The sequence below is a fragment of the Paucilactobacillus suebicus DSM 5007 = KCTC 3549 genome, from assembly GCF_001434475.1.
Lineage (GTDB): Bacteria > Bacillota > Bacilli > Lactobacillales > Lactobacillaceae > Paucilactobacillus > Paucilactobacillus suebicus.
In genome coordinates this window covers 1-21,648 of record NZ_AZGF01000018.1, presented here as the reverse complement: position 1 = coordinate 21,648, position 21,648 = coordinate 1, and the positions used below count along the sequence as shown (strand labels likewise).

At 38.0% G+C, this 21,648-nt stretch carries 21 protein-coding genes; 3 read left to right on the top strand and 18 right to left on the bottom strand.

Going from position 1 to position 21,648, the window contains the following annotated elements:
• Window positions 1-18 precede the first annotated feature (18 nt).
• Window positions 19-2,082 carry a DNA topoisomerase IV subunit B gene (gene parE, locus FD16_RS07925; protein WP_010622181.1) on the bottom strand — a complete coding sequence of 688 codons (2,064 nt, stop codon included), beginning with the start codon at window positions 2,080-2,082 and terminating at the stop codon, window positions 19-21.
• Between the two features lie 269 nt (window positions 2,083-2,351).
• On the opposite strand from parE, the gene plsY reads away from it, so the two are divergent.
• A complete protein-coding gene (gene plsY / locus FD16_RS07920) occupies window positions 2,352-2,969 on the top strand; it encodes a glycerol-3-phosphate 1-O-acyltransferase PlsY (RefSeq protein WP_010622182.1) in 618 nt (205 codons plus the stop codon).
• Window positions 2,970-3,012: 43 nt separating this feature from the next.
• Here the strand turns inward: plsY and FD16_RS07915 are convergent, their stop codons facing one another.
• The 10 genes from FD16_RS07915 to FD16_RS07870 form a co-directional block, all read right to left on the bottom strand.
• Window positions 3,013-3,879: an aldose 1-epimerase family protein gene (locus FD16_RS07915; RefSeq protein WP_010622183.1), complete on the bottom strand. Its 867-nt coding sequence runs from the start codon at window positions 3,877-3,879 to the stop codon at window positions 3,013-3,015.
• On the bottom strand, window positions 3,866-4,798 hold the full coding sequence (gene xerC / locus FD16_RS07910; protein WP_010622184.1) for a tyrosine recombinase XerC: 933 nt from the start codon (window positions 4,796-4,798) through the stop codon (window positions 3,866-3,868). The genes FD16_RS07915 and xerC overlap by 14 nt, the downstream gene beginning before the upstream one ends.
• Before the next feature lie 62 nt (window positions 4,799-4,860).
• Window positions 4,861-6,975, bottom strand: a complete 2,115-nt coding sequence (topA, locus tag FD16_RS07905) for a type I DNA topoisomerase (RefSeq protein ID WP_010622185.1) — start codon at window positions 6,973-6,975, stop codon at window positions 4,861-4,863.
• Between the two features lie 99 nt (window positions 6,976-7,074).
• The gene (gene dprA / locus FD16_RS07900) at window positions 7,075-7,935 is read right to left on the bottom strand and encodes a DNA-processing protein DprA (RefSeq protein WP_010622186.1); all 861 of its coding nucleotides are present in this window, start codon (window positions 7,933-7,935) and stop codon (window positions 7,075-7,077) included.
• 48 nt (window positions 7,936-7,983) lie between these two features.
• Window positions 7,984-8,757, bottom strand: a complete 774-nt coding sequence (locus tag FD16_RS07895) for a ribonuclease HII (RefSeq protein WP_010622187.1) — start codon at window positions 8,755-8,757, stop codon at window positions 7,984-7,986.
• Entirely contained in the window at window positions 8,750-9,619 is an 870-nt protein-coding gene (gene ylqF, locus FD16_RS07890; RefSeq protein WP_010622188.1) for a ribosome biogenesis GTPase YlqF, read from the bottom strand. Before ylqF ends, FD16_RS07895 begins: the two co-directional genes overlap by 8 nt.
• A gap of 15 nt (window positions 9,620-9,634) precedes the next feature.
• Window positions 9,635-9,856, bottom strand: a complete 222-nt coding sequence (locus FD16_RS07885; protein WP_010622189.1) for a YozE family protein — start codon at window positions 9,854-9,856, stop codon at window positions 9,635-9,637.
• A gap of 19 nt (window positions 9,857-9,875) precedes the next feature.
• A complete protein-coding gene (locus tag FD16_RS07880; RefSeq protein WP_010622190.1) occupies window positions 9,876-10,490 on the bottom strand; it encodes a YpmS family protein in 615 nt (204 codons plus the stop codon).
• 3 nt (window positions 10,491-10,493) lie between these two features.
• Entirely contained in the window at window positions 10,494-11,426 is a 933-nt protein-coding gene (locus FD16_RS07875) for an SGNH/GDSL hydrolase family protein (RefSeq protein WP_010622191.1), read from the bottom strand.
• Between the two features lie 70 nt (window positions 11,427-11,496).
• A complete protein-coding gene (locus tag FD16_RS07870) occupies window positions 11,497-12,342 on the bottom strand; it encodes a DegV family protein (RefSeq protein ID WP_010622192.1) in 846 nt (281 codons plus the stop codon).
• A gap of 212 nt (window positions 12,343-12,554) precedes the next feature.
• Between FD16_RS07870 and trhA the strand changes: the two genes are divergently transcribed.
• Entirely contained in the window at window positions 12,555-13,190 is a 636-nt protein-coding gene (trhA, locus tag FD16_RS07865) for a PAQR family membrane homeostasis protein TrhA (protein WP_010622193.1), read from the top strand.
• On the opposite strand, the gene FD16_RS07860 is transcribed toward trhA, so the two are convergent.
• The 5 genes from FD16_RS07860 to dapB are packed head-to-tail and all read right to left on the bottom strand — an operon-like array spanning window position 13,176 to window position 18,548.
• Window positions 13,176-13,667, bottom strand: coding sequence for a dihydrofolate reductase (locus tag FD16_RS07860; protein WP_010622194.1), 492 nt, complete (start codon window positions 13,665-13,667; stop codon window positions 13,176-13,178). The two genes, trhA and FD16_RS07860, sit on opposite strands and share 15 nt — an antisense overlap.
• Before the next feature lie 17 nt (window positions 13,668-13,684).
• Complete coding sequence (locus tag FD16_RS07855) at window positions 13,685-14,647, bottom strand: thymidylate synthase (protein WP_010622195.1); 963 nt, start codon at window positions 14,645-14,647, stop codon at window positions 13,685-13,687.
• A 16-nt stretch (window positions 14,648-14,663) separates the two neighbouring features.
• The gene (locus tag FD16_RS07850; protein ID WP_010622196.1) at window positions 14,664-16,571 is read right to left on the bottom strand and encodes an ABC-F family ATP-binding cassette domain-containing protein; all 1,908 of its coding nucleotides are present in this window, start codon (window positions 16,569-16,571) and stop codon (window positions 14,664-14,666) included.
• Window position 16,572: 1 nt separating this feature from the next.
• Window positions 16,573-17,784, bottom strand: a complete 1,212-nt coding sequence (locus FD16_RS07845; protein ID WP_010622197.1) for a CCA tRNA nucleotidyltransferase — start codon at window positions 17,782-17,784, stop codon at window positions 16,573-16,575.
• The gene (gene dapB, locus FD16_RS07840) at window positions 17,781-18,548 is read right to left on the bottom strand and encodes a 4-hydroxy-tetrahydrodipicolinate reductase (RefSeq protein WP_010622198.1); all 768 of its coding nucleotides are present in this window, start codon (window positions 18,546-18,548) and stop codon (window positions 17,781-17,783) included. Before dapB ends, FD16_RS07845 begins: the two co-directional genes overlap by 4 nt.
• A 174-nt stretch (window positions 18,549-18,722) precedes the next feature.
• On the opposite strand from dapB, the gene FD16_RS07835 reads away from it, so the two are divergent.
• Window positions 18,723-19,559, top strand: coding sequence for a site-specific integrase (locus FD16_RS07835; RefSeq protein WP_010622199.1), 837 nt, complete (start codon window positions 18,723-18,725; stop codon window positions 19,557-19,559).
• Window positions 19,560-19,584: 25 nt separating this feature from the next.
• Here the strand turns inward: FD16_RS07835 and FD16_RS07830 are convergent, their stop codons facing one another.
• Both FD16_RS07830 and FD16_RS07825 read right to left on the bottom strand, forming a co-directional pair.
• The gene (locus FD16_RS07830) at window positions 19,585-20,850 is read right to left on the bottom strand and encodes a tetratricopeptide repeat protein (RefSeq protein WP_010622200.1); all 1,266 of its coding nucleotides are present in this window, start codon (window positions 20,848-20,850) and stop codon (window positions 19,585-19,587) included.
• Window positions 20,851-20,970: 120 nt separating this feature from the next.
• Entirely contained in the window at window positions 20,971-21,246 is a 276-nt protein-coding gene (locus FD16_RS07825) for an HU family DNA-binding protein (RefSeq protein ID WP_010622201.1), read from the bottom strand.
• Between the last annotated feature and the right edge of the window lie 402 nt (window positions 21,247-21,648).

Below are 21,648 nucleotides of genomic sequence, written 5' to 3'. Positions count from 1 at the left end.
CTATCGCTCTCCCGCTTCTTAATTAAATAGATCCATTTGATCTTGATCATCTGTCCAAGTTTTAATAACCGGTTCCTTTTTTTGCTTGGAATCTTGCTTAGCACTATCTTCATCATCAAGTTTATTGGCAGCGTCCTGTTTATCTAAAATACTGTCATCTTCTTCCATCGTAAACTGGACATTTTTCTCAATCCATTTTCGACGAGGTTCAACCTTGTCACCCATCAGTGTTGTCACTCGACGTTCTGCTAATGCTGCGTCTTCAATCCTAATTCGGATTAACGTCCTTGTATCAGGATCCATTGTGGTCTCCCATAATTGATCCGCATTCATTTCACCAAGACCCTTGTATCTCTGAAGACTGGCCTTACCAAATGTTTTTTCAACTCTCTCTAGCTCTTCGTTAGTCCAAGCGTATACAATCTTCGTCTTATCGCCTTTACCTTTTTGGAGTCGATAAAGAGGAGGCAGTGCGATGTACACCTTGCCCGCATCAATCATTGGCCTCATATACTTATAGAAAAATGTTAATAACAGTATCTGAATATGAGCGCCGTCATCGTCAGCATCAGTCATGATAATGACTTTATCATAATTAGAATCCTCAACGTTAAACTCTGAACCAGCACCAGCACCAATCGTGTAAATCATGGTGTTTAACTCTTCGTTTTTTAGCACATCATCTAACTTGGCTCTTTCAGTGTTTAACACCTTACCACGTAAAGGTAAAATGGCTTGGAATCGGCGATCACGGCCTTGCTTTGCTGAACCTCCAGCGGAATCACCCTCAACCAAGAATAATTCATTTTTCTTAGCGTTTTTTGATTGGGCAGGAGTTAGTTTACCTGACAAGAGTCTCTCTTGTTTGCTTCTCTTTTTACCACTACGTGATTGATCGCGAGCTTTTCTAGCAGCTTCACGAGCATCTCTAGCTCTCTGGGACTTGCGAATTAACATTTGTGCAAATTCGCCATTTTCCATTAGAGAGTAGCCCAGTTGTTCACTCACGATTGCATCAACAATTTTTCGAGCCTCAGGTGTCCCCAACTTTTCCTTTGTTTGGCCTTCAAACTGAAGAATTTTTTCAGGAATTCTAACTGAAATCACCGCAGATAGTCCTTCACGAACATCACTACCTTCCAGATTACGATCCTTGTCCTTTAATAGGCCCACTTTATGCGCATAGTCATTGAATGTTTTTGTCCATGCATTGCGCATGCCGGCTTCATGAGTACCGCCATCAGGTGTTCTAACGTTATTAACAAAAGAAAGCAAATTCTCTGAATAACCATCGTTGTATTGCGCAGCAACCTCAACTTCGACAGCATCTTTTGAACCATCAAAATACAAAATATCGCCAAGAACATCCTTATCTTCATTTAGATAAGAAACAAATTCCTTGATTCCTTCTTCATACTGAAAGACTTCTTCTTGTTCTTGATCCACACGACGATCGCTGAGCGTGATTTTTACACCCTTCAGCAAAAATGCTGATTCGCGTAGTCGCTCCGCTAACGTTGAGTAATTGTAAACAACCGTTGTAAAGATTGATGGATCTGGTTTAAAGCAGACACAGGTCCCGTTAGGTTCACGAGTTTTGCCAACTTTTTCCAGTGTTCCCACTGGGTGACCACCATCTTTAAACTTTTCTTGATATTTAACTCCATCACGAACAATCGTTAATGTTAGTCGTTCCGACAGTGCATTAACTACTGACGCACCAACACCGTGCAGTCCACCAGATGTTTTATATCCATCTTCCTGACCAAACTTACCCCCCGCATGCAATACTGTCATGATGACTTCCGCAGTAGGTATACCTGAGGCATGCATTCCGACTGGCATTCCACGACCGTGGTCTTGCACGGTAATCGAATTATCGGCCTCAATAGTAACGTTGATCTCCTTACCAAATCCTGATAAAGCTTCATCAACCGCATTATCTACAATTTCGTATACTAGATGATGTAATCCACGCGTATCTGTTGAACCAATATACATTCCAGGACGCTTTCGAACGGCTTCTAGTCCCTCAAGTACCTGGATCGATGAATCATCATAATTTGACTTCTGTTTCGCCACTCAAAAAACCCCTTACTTCAAATTAAACTTTGTTTGGTTGGATTTTTCCAACTAATTACATAGAACAATCAACCATATATTATATACGTAATTTTAATAAATGGCTATTAAATTGATAACAGCAACGATTTCTGCCATCTATATTTAACTAAACACTAGACAATCATACCTAAAAAATGAGAAGTTGCAACCCCTTTAAAATCAACAAAAGTTTGAATTTTTAACTAATCATGATATGATGATTAAGATTAAATTTCAAGGAGTCGACAATGAAAATAGCAATTATGATCATCATCGCCTACCTGCTTGGTTCAATTCCATCGGGAGTTTGGATCAGTAAAATATTCTTTCATAAGGATATTCGACAGCTAGGCAGCGGTAACATTGGTACAACCAACACGTACCGTGTGTTAGGTAAAACAGCAGGGACAACGGTTTTATTTATGGACATCCTAAAGGGTACTCTAGCCGCCAGTCAACCTTACCTGTTTCATGTTAATGGTATCAATCCACTAATCATTGGATTGTTTGCAGTACTGGGTCATACATGCTCCATCTTTGATCATTTTCATGGTGGTAAGGCGGTCGCCACGAGTGCCGGTATATTGCTGGCATACAGCCCGATACTGTTTTTAATGGCCAGTTGCTTTTTCGTTGGTACGTTATTATTATCTAGCATGGCAAGTGTTGCCAGCATTATTGGTATTTCACTAACCACAATCGTGGCCCTGCTTATTCATGACTGGATTCTTGCTGCCATTGCGGGTGTTTTATCAATCGTCGTTATCTGGCGACACCGGAGTAATATTAGCCGTATATTTAATGGGACAGAATCAATGGTGCCGTTTGGACTGGGAAATTACATCAAAAATCGAAAAAATAATTAACAGAAGGATTGTGTGACGTCAAGCCACGCAATCCCTTTTTAGTTTATATTAACTTAATCGAGTAACCAGCATCAAACTGCTCATGACTGGATAGCCGATTGATACCCATCTTTTGAGAAAAATTACCGGTAGAATCCACGTTATCAGCAATCCCCCACCACGGCTCGATACAAATAAATGGCGCATTCTTCGGAAATGGTGACCACACTCCAACATATGGTGAGTTAGTTAGCTTAATCTCCACACCATGCTCACTAGAGTTAATCAATCCCATTTTAACCGGTTGACTGTGTAGATTTAAAATAATTGCATCGTTGTCAAACAGCGAACGTTTTATCGTTAAAGGATTAGTTAGATCGATTTGTTCTGGATGTTTAATGTCACTATACGGTCCAACCAGTTTAATTCTTTCAAATTTTGCTGCTGGACTAACTTGCAGCTTTACCCGATCAAAATCACTCCTACTATCAAGAGACATATTAAATGCCGGGTGAGCCCCAATCGAAAACAATAATTCGTCCGAACCAGGATTCATGACTTGATAATTCACCATAATTGTTTCCTTATTTAGGGTATAGGTCACCGTTAACTTAAATTTAAACGGGTAATTTTGAGTTGTCTGGGCATTATCAGTTAAACCGAAGGTAACTTGTTGCTCATCAAGTTTGATGAGCTTAAATTCGCTTTCACGGGCAAAACCGTGTTGATGCATTTTATACGTATTACCGTTGAACGTATATTGATCATTCTTCAACCGGCCAACAATCGGAAAGAGGATCGGCGCCTGAAAACGCCAAAAAGCCGGATTGCCAGACCACAAGTATTCGTGAGTGCCATCAGATAAACGGGTTAACTGTGCCCCAATCGTGCTGAATTCAGCGCTGATGTAATGATTACTAATCCTGATCATGATTATTTTGCTCCTTTTTGGCTCGCGGAAAAAATTTTTGATAATCTTGCTGCAAATGCTCTTTAGTCACATGTGTATATATTTGAGTTGTCGACAAGCTGGAATGTCCAAGCAGTTCTTGAACAGTAAGCAAATCCGCACCATTATTTAATAAGTGGGTCGCAAAGGTATGCCTTATCATATGGGGATGAATTTTAACCGTTAAACTACTTTTTTTAATAATTTGATTTAATACGTATTCGACTCCAGTTGTCGTAATCTGTTTACCATAGTGGTTAATAAATACAAAATCATGGTCTTGATCATACTTCTTCATAACCGGGGCTCTACAGTCTTTTATATAGTCTTGCAGAGCATTTTTTGCGTAACTACCGAATGGCACATAACGTTCCTTATCGCCTTTTCCACGAATTAGAATCATTGATACGTCAAAATCAATATTAGAAAGCGTCAAATTAACACATTCGCTGACCCTCATACCTGTAGCGTACAGTACTTCAAGTATGGCAGAATTACGCTTATCTAATGGTTTACCATCACCTTTGGCAGCCGCAAATAGCGCATTCATTTCCTTTTCATAGAAAAAACGTGGCAACCGTTCTTGGTGATGTTTCAACGTGATGTTAGAAAAAGGATTACTAGTCACTATTTCGTTTTTACTTAAAAAATTAAAAAAGGATCGTAAGCTTGATATTTTTCTGGCAATTGTCGTTCGTTGATATTTATGTTCGTTTAAATTAGACAAATAAACCCTTGCGTCTAATTTATCAACATCTTGCCAATTCTTAAGACCGCCATTTTCAATTAGAAATTTTTTAAAATGATCAATGTCTTCATGATAGGCTGTCACTGTTTCTGCTGAATATTGACGTTCAACAGTTAAATATTTTAAAAATAAGTCCTCAATATTTTCACTCATAAAAAAGCCCCCACAATCTGTAAAATAACAGAATATGAGGGGTAATTCAATTAATTAAACAATTATTTTTGTACGGCTTCTTCGTAATCACCATTTGGACAGACAATCTGCTTGCCGCCTTTGACCTTCTTTTCGACCAAGAAATGGCCATCTTTTGGACAGTCACGGCCAATTGGTTTATCCCACGAAACAAAATCACAATCTGGGAAACGTGAACAACCATAAAAGACACGATTTTTCTTTGACTTGCGCTCAACAACTGTGCCTTCGTGACATTTAGGACAAACTATCCCGGTGTCCTTAACGATTGCCTTAGTATTTCGACAATCTGGAAAACGTGAACAAGCATAGAACTTGCCATAGCGTCCCATTTTAACAACCATAGGAGCTCCACAGATATCACAATCAATACCGGCCAGTTCATCTTTCATTTCAATTTTTTCAACGTCTTTTTCGGCCTTATCAACCTCGTCAGAAAATGGTTTATAAAATTCATCAACAACCTTAACCCAGTTTTGTTTACCAGTTTCAATTTCGTCGAGTTCGTCTTCGACCTTTGCCGTGAATTTAACGTTCACAATATCTGGAAATTGGTCTTCAATAATTGTATTAACAATTTCACCAAGTTCGGTTGGTTCAAAACGTCTTGATTCCAGTTTAACGTAGTATCTTCGTTGAATAGTATCCAACGTTGGTGCATATGTTGATGGACGACCAACACCGTTTTCTTCTAGCGCCTTGATTAAGTTGGCTTCAGAATACCTTGCCGGTGGCTGTGTAAAGTGTTGACTTGGATCAGTCTTAGACAACTTAACAGTGTCACCTTCCTGTAAGTCTGGTAAAATATTATCTTTTTCCTTACCCGAATTGTAAATCTTAGTAAATCCAGGAAACTTAACCTTAGAACCGTTAGCTCTAAAATCAACAGATTTCTGAGTTATCGTTACCGCCATGGTGTCAACAACTTGTGGTGTCATTTGACTTGAAACAAAGCGACTCCAAACTAAGTTATATAGCTTATATTGGTCGTTAGATAAAAATTGTTTCATTTCTGCTGGAGTTCTGAAAACTGATGTTGGGCGAATCGCCTCATGCGCATCCTGAGCTCCCTCTGGCAATTTACCCTTAACAGGTTTAGTAGCAGCATATTCAGCACCATACTTTTCATGAATAAACTGGGATGCTTCATGCTTAGCAATGGAGGAGATACGGGTAGAATCAGTACGCATATAAGTAATAAGACCAACAGATCCACCTTTACCGATATTAATTCCTTCGTACAATTGCTGAGCTGCCATCATTGTTTTACGAGTTCTAAAATTCAATTTCCGGTTAGCATCCTGTTGCATTGTTGATGTTGTAAATGGTGGTTGGGCCGATCGCTTTCGCTCTTTTTTAACCACCTTAGTAATATCAAAATCGCCCTTACGATCTAATTGGCCCAATATTTTTTGAACAGCGTCATTATCTGCAAGGTCTTGTTTCTTTCCATTAACACCGTAGAATGATGCAGCAAATTTTTCACGGCCTTTTTTGAATTCAGACTCAATTGTCCAATATTCTTGGGGTTCAAACGCCTTGATCTCATTTTCTCGCTTAATAATCAAGTTCAATGCAACAGACTGCACACGACCCGCACTCAGGCCCTTCTTAACTTTTTTCCACAAGATTGGACTAATGGAATAACCCACCAGTCTATCAAGCACACGGCGAGCCTGCTGAGCATCAACGAGGTCCATGTCAATTGAGCGTGGTTCTTTGAATGCTTCTTTAACAGCATCTTTCGTAATTTCATTAAAAGTTACTCGATTCTTGCCATTTTCATCGAGTTTTAAGATGTTCGAAACATGCCAAGCAATTGCTTCTCCTTCACGATCGGGATCAGAAGCCAAATAGATTTCTTTAGCTGCCTTGGCATCCTTACGTAGTTCCTTAATAACATCTCCCTTGCCACGAATAGAAATGTAATCCGGTTGGTAGTCATTTTCAATATCCACACCCATACGGCTCTTCGGTAAATCTCTAATATGACCAATACTAGCAACCACTTTGTACGTGCGACCTAGGTATTTTTCGATTGTTTTTGCTTTTGATGGTGATTCGACAATCACTAATTTCTTTTTTGGTTTTGCTCGCGATTTTGTTTTACGGGCTTTACTTGTGGCTTTTTCTACCATCATTAACTCCTTAGATTGCTTGATTTATATTAATAATTCTCTGCCGTAAATATCTAAACCATCTTATTTCAAAAAAAAAGCGATGTCAAATCGAAAGAACTAGTTTCTAAACTCTTCTACTAAATCCTCTGTACAAAGAACCGGTTTGGCACCCGCTAAAATCAGTTGATTGCATCCAGCCGACATCGGTGCATCAATTCTTCCTGGAATAGCACAAACATTCAGATTTTCCTGTAAGGACAGGCTAGCCGTGATTAAACTACCACTCTTCTCTTTAGCCTCTACAACTAAGAGCGTCTCACACAAGCCAGCAATAATTCTGTTACGTTCGGGAAAATGCGATCGAAACGGACGGCTACCTAAAGGATATTCAGTCAGTACTAATTGATTGCGGCTCATGTCAAATCTTAATTCGTCATTTACGGATGGATAGTTAAGATCTAGACCCGTGCCAATAATGCCAATTGTTCGACCACCAGCCTCAATTGCTGCTTGATGACTAAGTCCATCTATCCCCGCCGCAAGTCCACTAACCACAGTAATTTTTTGTTCAACCGCTGCTGGAATAATATTATTTGTACATTGTCGTCCATATGACGTGTTTTTTCGTGCACCAACCACTCCCAGCATTTTAGTCTGTAGTAACGATCTATCACCCTCAAAAAACATTACTAATGGCGGACAATAACTTTCACGAAGTTGCACAGGATAATCTTTATCAAAAATCGTTATCATTTGGCAAAATTTTTGATTTCTTTCAACTTGCTGGTCTAGTTCACTCGTATACCAGTTACTTATTATTTTATTTGTTTGCAGTTCGGACAGCTTGGTCTTCAAACATAAGTCGCCGATGTCCCCTTTAAACGGTCCCATAATCATAGCTTGATACATTTTATATTCAGTTTTCATACCAATTCCAGGACACAAGTGTAATTTTAGTAAAAATTCGTTTATTAGCAATATAAAAGACACCTCCTACCATCTTAAGATACGAAGTGTCATGAAAATTTACTGATATTTTTTTACAGGCGCAAACAATTTTCTGTGAATCGGCGTAATCCCAAATTTTCGAAGACCGTCCAAGTGTTTAGCAGTTCCATATCCCATATTATCGGCAAAATCATACCCCGGATATATCTGATCATATGTTTTCATCAAGTGGTCACGATATTCCTTAGCCACAATACTGGCGGCGGCTACACTGATACTCTTTTGGTCACCCTTGATCAAGGTTGTCTGCATAATATCAATATCTAAAGGTACAGCATCCACAATTAGTCGCTGCGGTTTATGTTTTAACCCGTTGACTGCTTCAATCATTGCCAATTGAGTTGCGTGATAAATGTTTTCTTTATCGATCTCTTGATTATCCTTAACGGCAATATTAACTTCAACCGCTTCATTGATAATTTTTAGGTACAAATTCTCACGCTGGCTTGCACTTAATTGCTTAGAATCAGTAACGTCAATTAAATTAAAATCATCGTTAACAATCACCGCAGCAGTCACGACTGGGCCAGCTAGAGGGCCTCGACCAACCTCGTCTATGCCAGCAACATACTTTACTCCACTTTGCCAAAATTTACGTTCATAGTCAAAGCGATGATGAAAAGCAGATACTTTTTTTTCATTATCTTCTATCCGTTTCTCAAGGGCTAGTAATGCCTGTTGAACCCCTTTTCTAGAATCATGCCTTAAAGATTCAACAAGCGGGGATGAAAAACTAGTTTCATTTTGTAAGGCAGTTTTAATTTCACTAATTGTCATCTTTTTATCAGTCATCGTCTATCTCTTCCAACTCTTGTGGTGATTCCAATGAAATTCGACCCAATTTGCCTTTTCTTAAGTCAAAAATAATTCTTTCACTTGCACGATCATAATCATCTTTAAAGCCTATTTTAGTAGTTATGGCCAGTAAAACGTCAGCATCACTCAAATCAGGGCTTAATTGGTCCTCACTTAAATGATAACGTTCACGAATGACGCCTGAATTAACTTGTCTAATATGATGAATTGCAAACAAGGCCACATCGTCTTTTGGGAATAGACTATCTTTTATTGTTCCAGACAGTGCTAATTTGACACCAATTTCTTGGGTTTGAAATTTAGGCCACAGTACACCCGGTGTATCTAACAGTTCAAGATTTGATGATAAACGCAACCACTGCTGGCCTGTAGTAACTCCTGGTCGATTACCAGTATTAGCAACATTTCGTTTAACAAGGTGGTTTAGTAAGGTGGATTTCCCCACATTGGGAACTCCTACACACATTGCCCTGATTGCACGTTTAGATAATCCCTTGTCTTCATTTTTGGCTATTTTATCTGACAATACTTCTTGCGCCTTTTTTGTAACTATAGAAGCCACTTTACGATCTCGTGAATCAACAGCTATGACAGGCAATCCATGATCTGTAAAGTAATTAATCCAATCATTTGTGATATTATTGTCGGCTAAATCTAGCTTGGTCATTATTAAAACGTGTGGCTTATCACCCATCGCTTTTTTTATTTCAGGATTTAAAGACGAATAAGGAAGGCGAGCATCTACTAGTTCAAAAACAATATCAACAAGAGACATCTGCTCTCTAATCTGTCTTAGCGCCTTAGCCATGTGACCTGGAAACCATTGAATTGTAGCCATAAGTTCACTTCCTTATTAATTCATTTTTGATAAATAACGTTGCCATGCAGTATCGAAAATTGTCATAGATGGGAGGTACATTGCATTTTCTTCAAGATAGTGTGATATTTCCTCAAAATCTTGCGACTGTTTTGGAAATGCTTGGTCAAGGGCGGCATTATTAGCGAACTGTTCAACCTCATCCGCACCGCTAGGATTTTTTTGAGTCATTAAATACTGATAAAAACTTAATCGCATTTTATGCATCTCCTATTTATTATTTGGGGACTGTTACTAGGAATTTAAATTCACCATTTTTTAGGTTAATTTGTTCAGCAGCATAATGTAAATTACGATGCTTACTATATCTGTTTAGGTCTAACAGTATCGTCTTCTTTTTCTGGTTCAACTGCACCCATTTAGGAATCTTATAATGATTCTTGATATATCCCATTACATACTTAATCGGTAGATTTAACCTTCCAACAGCCAAGCCTTTAGCCTTGAGTAAAACATTTCCATTACTCAGTTGCTTGGGGATGAAGTTCAGAGAAAAATTTAGGTTAAAGCCAAGAAACTTAGTTGATCCAGTAATTGTGGCATACTTGTCACCCACAACAAAATCATACTTTGTTTTCTGACCCTTTTGAAGTCTTGTCAGATAATTATCAGCCAACGCATTAACCTGGTTAGAATTCAATTTAACCTCAAAAGAAGAATCAGTCTTTTTTAAAGGCTGTGTTGACTCCGTATTAGACACCGGTGCACTGACTTCATGAACAACAAAGACTGTTGCCCCAACCATAATAAATAGCAACGCAAAAAATGCCCAGCGCCACCAATTATGGCCGGATTTATTGTGTTGTTTATTTTTTTGTCGTGATTTCTTCAATCGTTAATTTCCCTCCCTTATCCACGATGGGTGATCTTCCATTTCCGTTAGTAGTTTGTCACTCATCTTTTTGTATCCCAAATGATTTGGATGAAAATTATCATCAGTCGAGATATATTTATTTAAATTAGTCCCCTTTTGGTTCATCACTTTTAAGGCCTGTTTCTGGCTAGTTTGCCCAGAGTTTGCGTTCTCATCTTGCTGAATCAGTTTTGTCTGCGCAGCTTTCGTGTTATATTGCCCGTGAGACATTAAATTATTTATGTTCACAAAATAAGCGGGCCCATAATTACTCAATGCCTTTTGAGTATCACTATTCCAAGCCACGACTGACTGAGTAATAGTATTAACATTGGCAAAGTATACATAAAATGGATTATACACACTAAACAGAAAAATTGGCGCATTAGGATTATATTTGCGAACCGTTTTAAACAACTTATCTAATTTTGTAGAATACTTTTGACTGGCTTCACTCATATTTTTGGTGAACTTAGTCTTACTGGTCAAAAACAGATTTTTTTGCAAAGATTGCAATAAATCATTTCCACCAACCGTCATCACAATTACGTCAGCAGATTTCAATTTGTTTTGGAAATTTTTTTCCTTGTTCAAGCGTGATAGGATTTGATCAGAGCGATCCCCCGCCACACCAAAGTTGCTAGCATGAACAGTGGTATTGTACTTTTTTTCAATCTCCGGTTTAATGATTCCAACATAACCACCGTTTTTATCTTGGTCACCGACACCTTGTGTTAGAGAATCTCCCATCGCTACCAGGTTAACCGATTTCTTGAAAGTAATTTGTTTTGCAGAAGTCGTAGATCTCACCTGAGTCGGAGACTGTGTTTTTTGTAACACAAAATAGCCACCAATAAATCCAGCAGCAACAATAATTGATACCGATACAATCCATTTAAGAAAACGCTTGGACACTTACAAAACTCCCAACATATGTAAGAAAGGCTGTGTGCAATTAAATGCATCAGCCTTCTGCTCAACAATTTTATTCAGTGTAATATAATAGACAAAATGCTCCCAGTCCTGTATGAGTAGCAATGATTGGAACCGTTTCTCTAACAACAATTTTGATGTCAGGAAATAGATTCTCCAAAGTTGCTTTCATTTTCTTAACCTCTTCATCGGCCTGAACGTGTGAAATACCAATGGCCTTAACCTTTTTACCGCCATTCTTCATCTTATCGTACACATTGTCCATGTACTTGTGTAGCGGTTTTAATCCACGCCCCTTGAGACGAATCTTAATTTCGCCATCAGTAACTTCAAGCATTACTTTAATATTTAATAGGTTCGATAATGCGCCGGCCATCTTGCTAATACGGCCACCAGCAACCAGGTTATTTAAGTTGACAACTGCCAAATAAATTTCCGAATTTTCTTCAATTTTCTTGGTTTTAGCAACAATTGTGTCCATATCAGCCCCTTGTTCTGCTAATTGGGCTGCAGCAAGAACCTGAAATGCTAAACAGCGATCAGTTTCCTTACTGTCGACAACCGTGACCTTACTTTTGCTCATAGCAGCGGCCTGCTCCGCAGCATGGATTGTGCCACTAATTGATTCCATCATAGTCAGGCACAATACTTCGCTACCATCCGCCCCTAATGTATCAAATGCATCCACAAATTTTCCAATCGGTGGCTGAGACGTCTTAGGCAAGGTTTTTGCATTCTTCATTAATTCGGGAAACTGTTCACTTGTAATTGTTTCTCGTTCAACATAAATCGTCCCGTCAATCATCACTGACAGTGGAATGATTGTAATGTTGTATTTTTCAATTTCTTCATCAGTTAAACCAGCTGAAGAGTCCGTGACAATTTTAATGTTCGCCATAAATTTGACCACTCTTTCTCGTTAAGTAATTATATGCTATACTATACCTAGTCAGCAAAACTAGATAACATCGTTTAATTAATTTACAACTTAAAGATACAGCTTTAACTGGTAAAAAGTCAAGGCTATTAAACTACCACTCTTTGCATAGTATAGCAAAATTAAACTTTAATTTCATTGCAAAACCACATAAAACATAAGGAGTTATATAAATGCAGCCACTTAAAACAAAGAAAAATATTATTATTGAAATTGCGAACAGTATTACGCACGGTTTAGGTGTTGGATTGGCAATCGCTGGACTAGTTTTTTTAATGATCCGAGCAGCTCATACTGGCAGTCCCATCAGAATTGTGACATTCGCTATTTACGGAAGTCTCTTGATTCTGTTTTATTTAGCATCAACTATGTTTCACGCCTTAGTATTCACAAAAGCACATCATGTTTTTCAGGTATTTGACCATTCAATGATTTTCCTGCTCATTGCTGGCACCTATACTCCCTATTGCCTAGTCAGCATCGGTGGTGCACTTGGCTGGACACTGTTTGGTATTGTCTGGGCAATGGCTGTGTGCGGGGTAATATACAAAAGTATATGGTTAAATCGTGTTAGCGTTTGGTCAACAATCATCTACGTAGTCATGGGCTGGCTCTGCTTGTTTGCATTCAAACCATTATGGGTGAGTCTAACACCCGTCGGTTTTTATCTACTTTTAAGTGGTGGTATCCTATTTACACTAGGTGCACTGGTTTACACAAAACCCAATGAATACTCGCATCTTATCTGGCATGTATTTGTGTTAGCCGGTACCATTACAATGTACTTCTCAATTTTATTCTACGTTTAATTTTTGCCATGTTTCAAACCGATAACCAGATTCGTTTTTTTCGTCTGCTGCATGATCAAATTGTTCAATTAACCGCCAATTCGAGTAGTCAATTGGCGGTATTTTTGTGTCGCCATTATACCTACTTTCAATAACAGTTCGAAAAAGATGGTCTGCCATTGATACGGTGCTATTAAAGACACCAGCACCACCAATAATGTAAATATCATCATCAATTCCTGCCAATAACTTCGAAAGTTCACTAATATTACGAACAATTTCAATGCCGTCACGTTCCTCTAAAGAGCTCGATAGCACAATATTCCGCCGTTTTGGCAACGGTCGCTTCATTGATTCATATGTGGCTTTCCCCATAACGATGGTATGACCAGTAGTCAGTTTCTTAAATCGCGCCATATCAGCAGGCAAATGCCATGGCAGCTGGCCATTCGATCCAATATTGCCGTCCAAATCCTCGGCCCAAATAAATCCAATCATTCACTTATCCTCCGAATTTAAACAGCTACCGGCGCCTTGATTGCAGACTGAGCATTATAACCATCAAGTTTAATATCGCTAACCTCATAGTCTAATAAATCCTTGGGGGTGTCTGGTAAAATCAAGGTTGGTGCTTCATTAGGTGTACGGCTAAGTTGCGTTTTAATTTGCTCAACATGGTTATTGTAAATATGTGCATCACCCAATGTGTGCACAAACTCACCTACTTGAAGGCCACACTGCTGAGCGATCAAGTGTGTTAAAAGGGCATAACTTGCAATATTAAATGGTACACCAAGAAAAATGTCAGCACTTCGCTGATACAACTGACAGCTTAATTTGCCATCTGCTACATAAAACTGAAATAGTGTGTGACACGGGGGTAAAGCCACTGTTGGCACATCCTCAGGATTCCATGCCGTTACGATTAACCTTCTTGAATTTGGATTAGTCTTTATTTGATCGATAACGTTTTGGATTTGATCAATTGTGTCACCATTACTGGTCTTCCAGGCCCGCCATTGACTACCATAAACCAAGCCTAAATCTCCATACTTTTGATCAAATTCATCATCGTTCAAAATTCGGTCACAAAAAATTTTCTTTTGTTCAAGGTATATCTTTTTAAAATCAACGTCTTTATCAGCACGCAGTCCAAAATCAGTCATATCAGGACCGGAGTATTCGTCACTCTGAACCCATTTTTTAAAAGCCCATTCATCCCATATGTGATTCTTATGCTGTAGCAGAAACCGAATATTGGTATCACCACGCAAAAACCACAATAATTCACTCTTAATCAATCCAAAGGCGACTTTTTTCGTTGTTAAAATTGGAAAACCTTGATTCAAATCAAATCTCATTTGGTAACCAAAAAGTGATCTTGTACCGGTACCCGTGCGATCCATTTTTTGATGACCATTTTCTAAAACGTTACGAGCCAAATTCAAATATTGCTGTTCATTATTTGTCGTTGTCAAGTTAACCGCCTCCATATTAATCTAAAGCATATTCACTAAGATATTCCCATCGCTCGGTTTTTTCATCGATACTTTTATCAAGTTCCTCTAAGCGTTGTTGTAACTTAGCTAGTTTATCATAATCATCGCCATTTTCCTGCATTTGTGCTTGAACATCTTTCTTCTCACTTTCAAGTGCATCAATGTCGTCTTCAATATGATCCCATTCCATTTGTTCAGAATACGTTAATTTAGTTTTATCGTGAGGTTTATCAACTTCTAGATGTTTTAACTTTTTGCTCTCAGTTTCTGATTTTGTTATTGATTCATCTCTAGTACTAGGTTCAATAGATTGTTGTGCAAGATAGTCGGTGTACATACCGTCAAATCTTTCAATCTTACTTTCACCATCAAAAATTAGAAGTCGATCGGCTACCTTATCTAAAAAATAGCGATCATGGGAAACGGTTATTACAGTACCATTAAACGAGTCCAAGTAATCCTCTAGCACAGTTAATGTTCCAATATCTAAATCATTTGTTGGCTCATCCAGAAATAACACGTTGGGTTGCATCATTAAAATTTTAAGTAGGTAAAGCCTTCTCTTTTCTCCACCAGAAAGTTTTCGAATTAACGTACCATGCATAAATCTTGGAAATAAAAATCTTTCCAGTAACTGTGTGACGTTTATTTTAACACCGTTTTTGTCTGTAACACTTTGAGCAACCTCGCTAAGATAACTAATCATTCTTTTGTCTTCATCGATTGGCTCTGTTTGTTGAGTGTAATAGCCTATTTTAACTGTTTCACCAATTTTAACGGTTCCGCTGTCCAACGGTAGTTTACCCGCCATTACGTTTAGCAAACTTGATTTTCCAGCACCATTTTCCCCAGAAATACCGATTCTTTGTCCTGCCTGAATCAACATGTTAAAGTCTTGGAGCAGTTGATGACCGCCTAGTGATAAGTTAGCATTTTCCAATTGAATGACGTCTTTACCAAGGCGTTGCTGACCGAGCTCGATATCAATGTTTTGTTCAACATTTAGCTTACCAACAGATTCTTTTAATTCATTAAAGTGATTAATGCGACCTTTTTGCTTAGTTGAACGTGCTTTTGCACCAGTCCTCATCCAAGCAAGCTCTTTTTGATACAATTGTTGCTGCTTATGTTCTGAGTCTGCTTCCCGCTGAACACGTTCAGCCTTTTGAGCAACGTAGTCCTGATAATTACCTGTGTAGTAATATAGCGTTCCAAACGACAATTCCCAAATAAAGTTAGTTACCTGATCCAAGAAATAGCGGTCATGGGTCACAACTAAAACCGCACCTTTATACGAATTAAGGTAATCTTGTAGCCAAACGACTGAATCTAGATCAAGATGGTTAGTCGGCTCATCCAATAATAGCAAATCAGGTTCCTGAATTAATACTTGTGCCAAACCAATCCTCTTTTTTTGTCCACCAGATAAATTACCAACAATTTGAGACATATCGTTAATTTTTAACTGTGTCAAAATCGTTTTAATACGACTTTCAGCTGCCCAAGCATCCTGCTGATCCATTTCCACTTGAAGTTTAGTATATCGATCCATCGCTACCGTATCTTCAGGATGTTTACCAAACTGCTCAACAGCCAATTCATACCGTCTGATTAAATCAAAAACGTGCTGAGATCCAGCAAAAATTGCGTCAATAATCGTTAAACTGTCATCCAACTCCGGTTGCTGTTTTAAATAACCAATTGTATAATCCTTTGGCATTTCAATGTTTCCAGACTCTGGATTAGTCAATCCACTAATAACATTTAAAAGTGAAGTTTTACCACTACCATTGGTACCAATTAGACCGATTCGATCATTTTCATTGATCAAAAAAGAAGCGTCTTTAAATAACGTCTTCTCACCGTAAGTACTTGTTAAATTATCAGCACGTAAAGTTTGCATTTTAATCCTCTTTTAACATTTTCACTGCAGCAGACATTAACTCATCAGTTGAATTAGGAATTTCATCATTCACAACCATTGTTTCTAAACGTTGCAGTGTTTGCCCAATCATTGGTCCTGGGTTAAGTTGTGCTCCATTTATTAACTGACCACCATTAATAGCCAGCTCTTTTTTACTTTTAATTGGTAAATTATCGTAGGCTTCCAATACCTCTTTGGTAGTCAATTCACCGCCAAATAAATTCGAAATTTTATTCGCACTGACAAGTCTATCCCTTCCGGTTTCATAGAGAACTTCAGGAATAATCTCATCTTCAAGCAATGAACTAATCGCACTTACTATTACAGTTGTATCAGTAATTACTTGATTAGAAGTTTTCCATTGACGCAGAAAATCGTTTATCTGTTTTCCTTCTAGGAAAAATGAATAACACAGTAACGACCATACCTCAGTATCATTACTTAGATCCCATTTATTTAAAGTAACAATTTCCGCTAAACCACTTTTGAAGTGTTCCAGCATCGGGCAATATTTATATAATCCTGTTTCTAACAATTGGGTAATCCCATTCGCAGGATTATCTCCAAGTAGCATTTTTTCAAGTTCCACTCTTGTCCGTTCAACTGCAATTTTTTCAAGTAGTTGCGCATGATCTGCAATCCCAGCTAGCGTTTTCTTTTCAATTTTAAAATCTAATTGACTTGAAAACCTAACTGCACGCATCATTCTTAAGGCGTCTTCATTGAAACGCGCCTGTGGATCACCAACAGCACGAATTATCCCATTTTTTAGGTCCTTCAATCCACTGAATAGGTCAATCACTGCCCCGTTTTCCTTCATCGCTAATGCATTAATAGTAAAGTCTCGACGCTGTAAATCTTCCTTTAGTGAGCGAACAAATGTCACCTGATCTGGTCGACGATAATCTTGGTATCCTGATTCTGTTCTAAATGTTGTTGTTTCGTATCCTTTACCATGATCTAAAATCATCACTGTCCCATGTTCAATACCTGTATCAACAGTGTGGTTAAAAATATGTTTAACTTCTTCAGGATATGCGCTTGTAGCAATGTCTACATCATGAATTGGTTTCTTCAATATTGTATCTCGCACACTGCCGCCAACAAAATAGGCTTCAAACCCAGCTTGTTCAATTCTTTGCATCACCGGACGGGCCTGTTCAAACTCCTCAGGTAATTTTTTTATAATCATAGCAGATTCTCTAGTCCAACTAGTAGTTCATGATAATCAGTAATTTTTTCTACAGCAACTGCCACTCCACTCATAAATGACTGACGATCAAAAGTATCCTGTCTGATTGTTAGTCCCTCACCTAAAGAACCGAACATGACCTGTTCATGTGCAATTAATCCAGGTAACCTAACCGCATGAATACGAATGCCGTCATAATCGCCACCGCGCACATTTGCGAGAGTTTCTTTTTCTGCTGGGTTGCCCTGTTCGTGAGACGGGCGTACTTCGCTGATCAATTTTGCAGTGCTTAAAGCTGTCCCACTAGGAGCATCCACCTTTTGATCATGGTGCATTTCAATAATTTCAACATCAGGCATGTACTTAGCCGCTTGCTGTGCAAATTGCATAAGCAATACCGCACTAATTCCAAAATTGGGAGCAATAAGTCCACCAAGTTTTTTATCAGCGGACAATTGTTTTAATTCAGCAACTTGATCGTCAGTTAAACCAGTCGTTCCGATTACTGGAGAGTATCCATGATTAATTGCAAATTTAGCATTTTCAAACACTGCGCTTGGAACCGTAAAGTCAATCCAAACGTCGGCGTCAACATCGATATCATCAAGTTTACGAAAAATTTTGGTACTGCTGTCTAGTTCGATACTAGTCTCTTCTTCAATACCGTACACAGCCACTAGATCAAATCCATCATGTTGTTGAACCATTTTTACGGCCTTTTGGCCCATTTTGCCATTATAACCGGCAACTATCACTTTAGTCATTTCATTGCCCTCCATCATTAATTTCAAATTTAATCTTAACAGATTTAGTCTAGTAAGTGAAACGCCGTTTTTCTGTTCTAGTAAATGTTTTCGCTGCGGTTTTTGCAGCGAGTTGTTTTTTGTGATAAAGTTAAAGTAACTTTTTACTTATTACTTTTTAAAGGGATGTAAGCCATGAATTATCCATACCAAACTCAATTTTTAACATTTCTAAAAAATCAACAACTCTCAAGATTGACAGTTACCGCTTACGACCAAAGTATTACTGATTTTTTTAATTATCTCGCCGTAAACAATGAAGGATTTGCCGCTAATCCTTCATTAGATAACATATTTGACCGTGATATTGAGTCATATTTTGCTTCCCTAACAACTGAACGCCACTCTCAAAATACCACGAAAAACAAAATATTATCGCACATTAATCGCTACTTCAAATACCTATTTACTCATCAATTAACCACACACCTACCTACAATTGATATTCATGGCAATAAGCGAAATATCGATCAACAATTTGCCACAAAATGGTTAACCCAATTAGAGGACATTCTGGCAGACAACCACATTCATTTTTACACCAGAATGACATTGTTTTTAATTAGTCATGGATACCAATCTAGTGAATTTTTGCAGCCAAATTTTTATCTCGTTTATGATCAACTACTACCACAAAACGAATTTGAAAAAAATTTTATTTCAACATTTAATGCCTATATTTCACCCATTCAAGCTAGTCAAAATTCAAAGGATATTTTCTTAAAACAACGACTTAACCTAAAATCCCCTCAACTATCTAGTGCTGCATTACACAAATATCTAGATCGTGATGCAAATTATTTAGGATTTTCCATTTCTCCGGCAAAACTATATCAATCATACGTGTTAATGACATTAGCTAAACAGCAACAAAGTACCGACACACAATTAGAAGAAACATTAAGAATGGATCCACAATCACTGCTTTACTACAAACAGTTACTACTATCAATGCAAACAAAAAAGAACTAAGACTTCACGTCTCAGTTCTTTACTATTAGTAATCATCTTCCATTGCTTCTAGCAACGATGCAATTTCGTCATCGTCAGGTACCAACTGCATATACCTACGGCCCTGTTCCAGAGAAATTTCGTGTTGCCCCATCTCACGATAGAAATAGATTGTTTGCTTTAAAAATTCTGGATCATCAACAAATGATGGTCTGGCGGCATCATAATACTTAAGCGCATCATCGTAGTTATCCTGATGCTGATAAGAAACAGCTAAATTCCAATAAATTTGCGGATCAGTTTGGTCATCCTTGATCATTGGCAGTAATAAATCAATATTATCAGCATATTTTTGATTCTTGATTAGCAAGTTACTATACTGAATGGTAATAGCCAAGTTATCCGGGTCCATATCGTGGGCTTGCTGAAGATATTTTTCCATTAATTCTTCTTCGCCTAAATGACTGGCCGTCTCTGCTGCCTGCTGATACAACTTTTCATTATATTGATCAACGGAGATACCCTCTTGCAAAGTTGTTAGTGCGTCCTCATAATCATCATTTTTTTCGTAGGCCTGTGCCAGATATGGATAAACTGATGCATATTGAGTATCATATTCTTGCAGTTCCTTAAAAGTATCTATTGAATCCTGATATTGTTTTAATTGCAGCTGTGTAAATCCAATTTGAAATTTAATATCACTGGTCTGCTCATTAGGTTTAACTTGCTTTAAATATCCAATTGCCTGTTCAAACTTACCAGTTTGAGCATACGCAGTACCCAAGCGACCAGCAAGGTCCACTTTTGCAAATGTCGTCTCGCCACTCTTGATTAGTTCAAAGTAGTACGGAATTGCCGTCTCAAACTGACCCATCATGTAATAGTATTCAGCCAACGCAAACAATACAACGGGCTCTTCCGGAGCAATTTTATAGGCGTCTAGCAGTTTTTGCTCCGATACTTCAAACAGCTCTTGTGTTTGATATAAATCCGCTGCAACAAGTAATGATTGCAAATATGCATCTGAATCAGGAGACACCTGCTCCAAATAAGATAACGCCTCATCATTATTGCCTTCATCGATTGCGATATCCGCAAGTGCCGTTCTCAATTGGTCTTCATCAGGATATTTTTCTAATAACTTTAAGTACGTTCTTTGTGATTGGCGCAAAAATCCAAGACCATAAAGTTCTTCGGCTAAACTAAATAGCATGTCATCATCATCATGCCGCAAGGCGCTAGCAAATGACTTTTTAGCATCATCCAACTGGCCACTAGATAGTTGATCTAACATTTTTTCTGAATAAGTCATTTTAATATCTCCTTTTAAACTCGTCAGAACATTTTACCAGTTTTTTTATAATAAATCGAATATTATAGATCAAAAAACCAGCATGGAATTAACCATGCTGGTTTTTTTTAAAGCATACTGTTATTTAACAGCATCCTTTAAAGCTTTACCTGGCTTGAATGCAGGTACCTTGCTTGCTGGAATTTGGATTTCTTGTCCAGTTTGAGGATTACGTCCCTTACGGGCTGCACGTTCACGTACTTCAAAGTTACCGAAGCCGATTAATTGTACCTTTTCGCCCTTTGCTAAAGATGCTTGTACTGAGTTGAATACTGCATCAACTGCAGCAGTAGCGTCCTTTTTTGTTAAACCAGTTGCTGCTGCAACATCATTAACTAATTCTGCTTTGTTTGCCATGTAATTTCACCTCCCACCAAAGAAGTAAGTGACCGTTAGATCCTCACCATTTTTGATGTTAATTTTGATTTTCAAAATTAACGAAATAATCACGGGATACCGTATCATTTCTAAAGTCAACACTAGCATACGCAAACCGCGCTGACAAGGGCTTTTCGGACATTTAAAATGAAAAAAAGATGAAAACGACAAATTTAATTTTTCACCTTAACTATATTTTAAGAAACGCTTAAGGTTTCTAATTTTTCAAGCTTAAAAAGCCCCATTGTTATTGACATTACAAGCATTTTAATTGTCGGAAAAATGTAAAAAACAACCACTAAATGACACAAAATTCGTCATTTAGTGGTTGTTTTTACATTCCTGGTAATTACTTGCGTCTACGCTTGATGATATGGATTG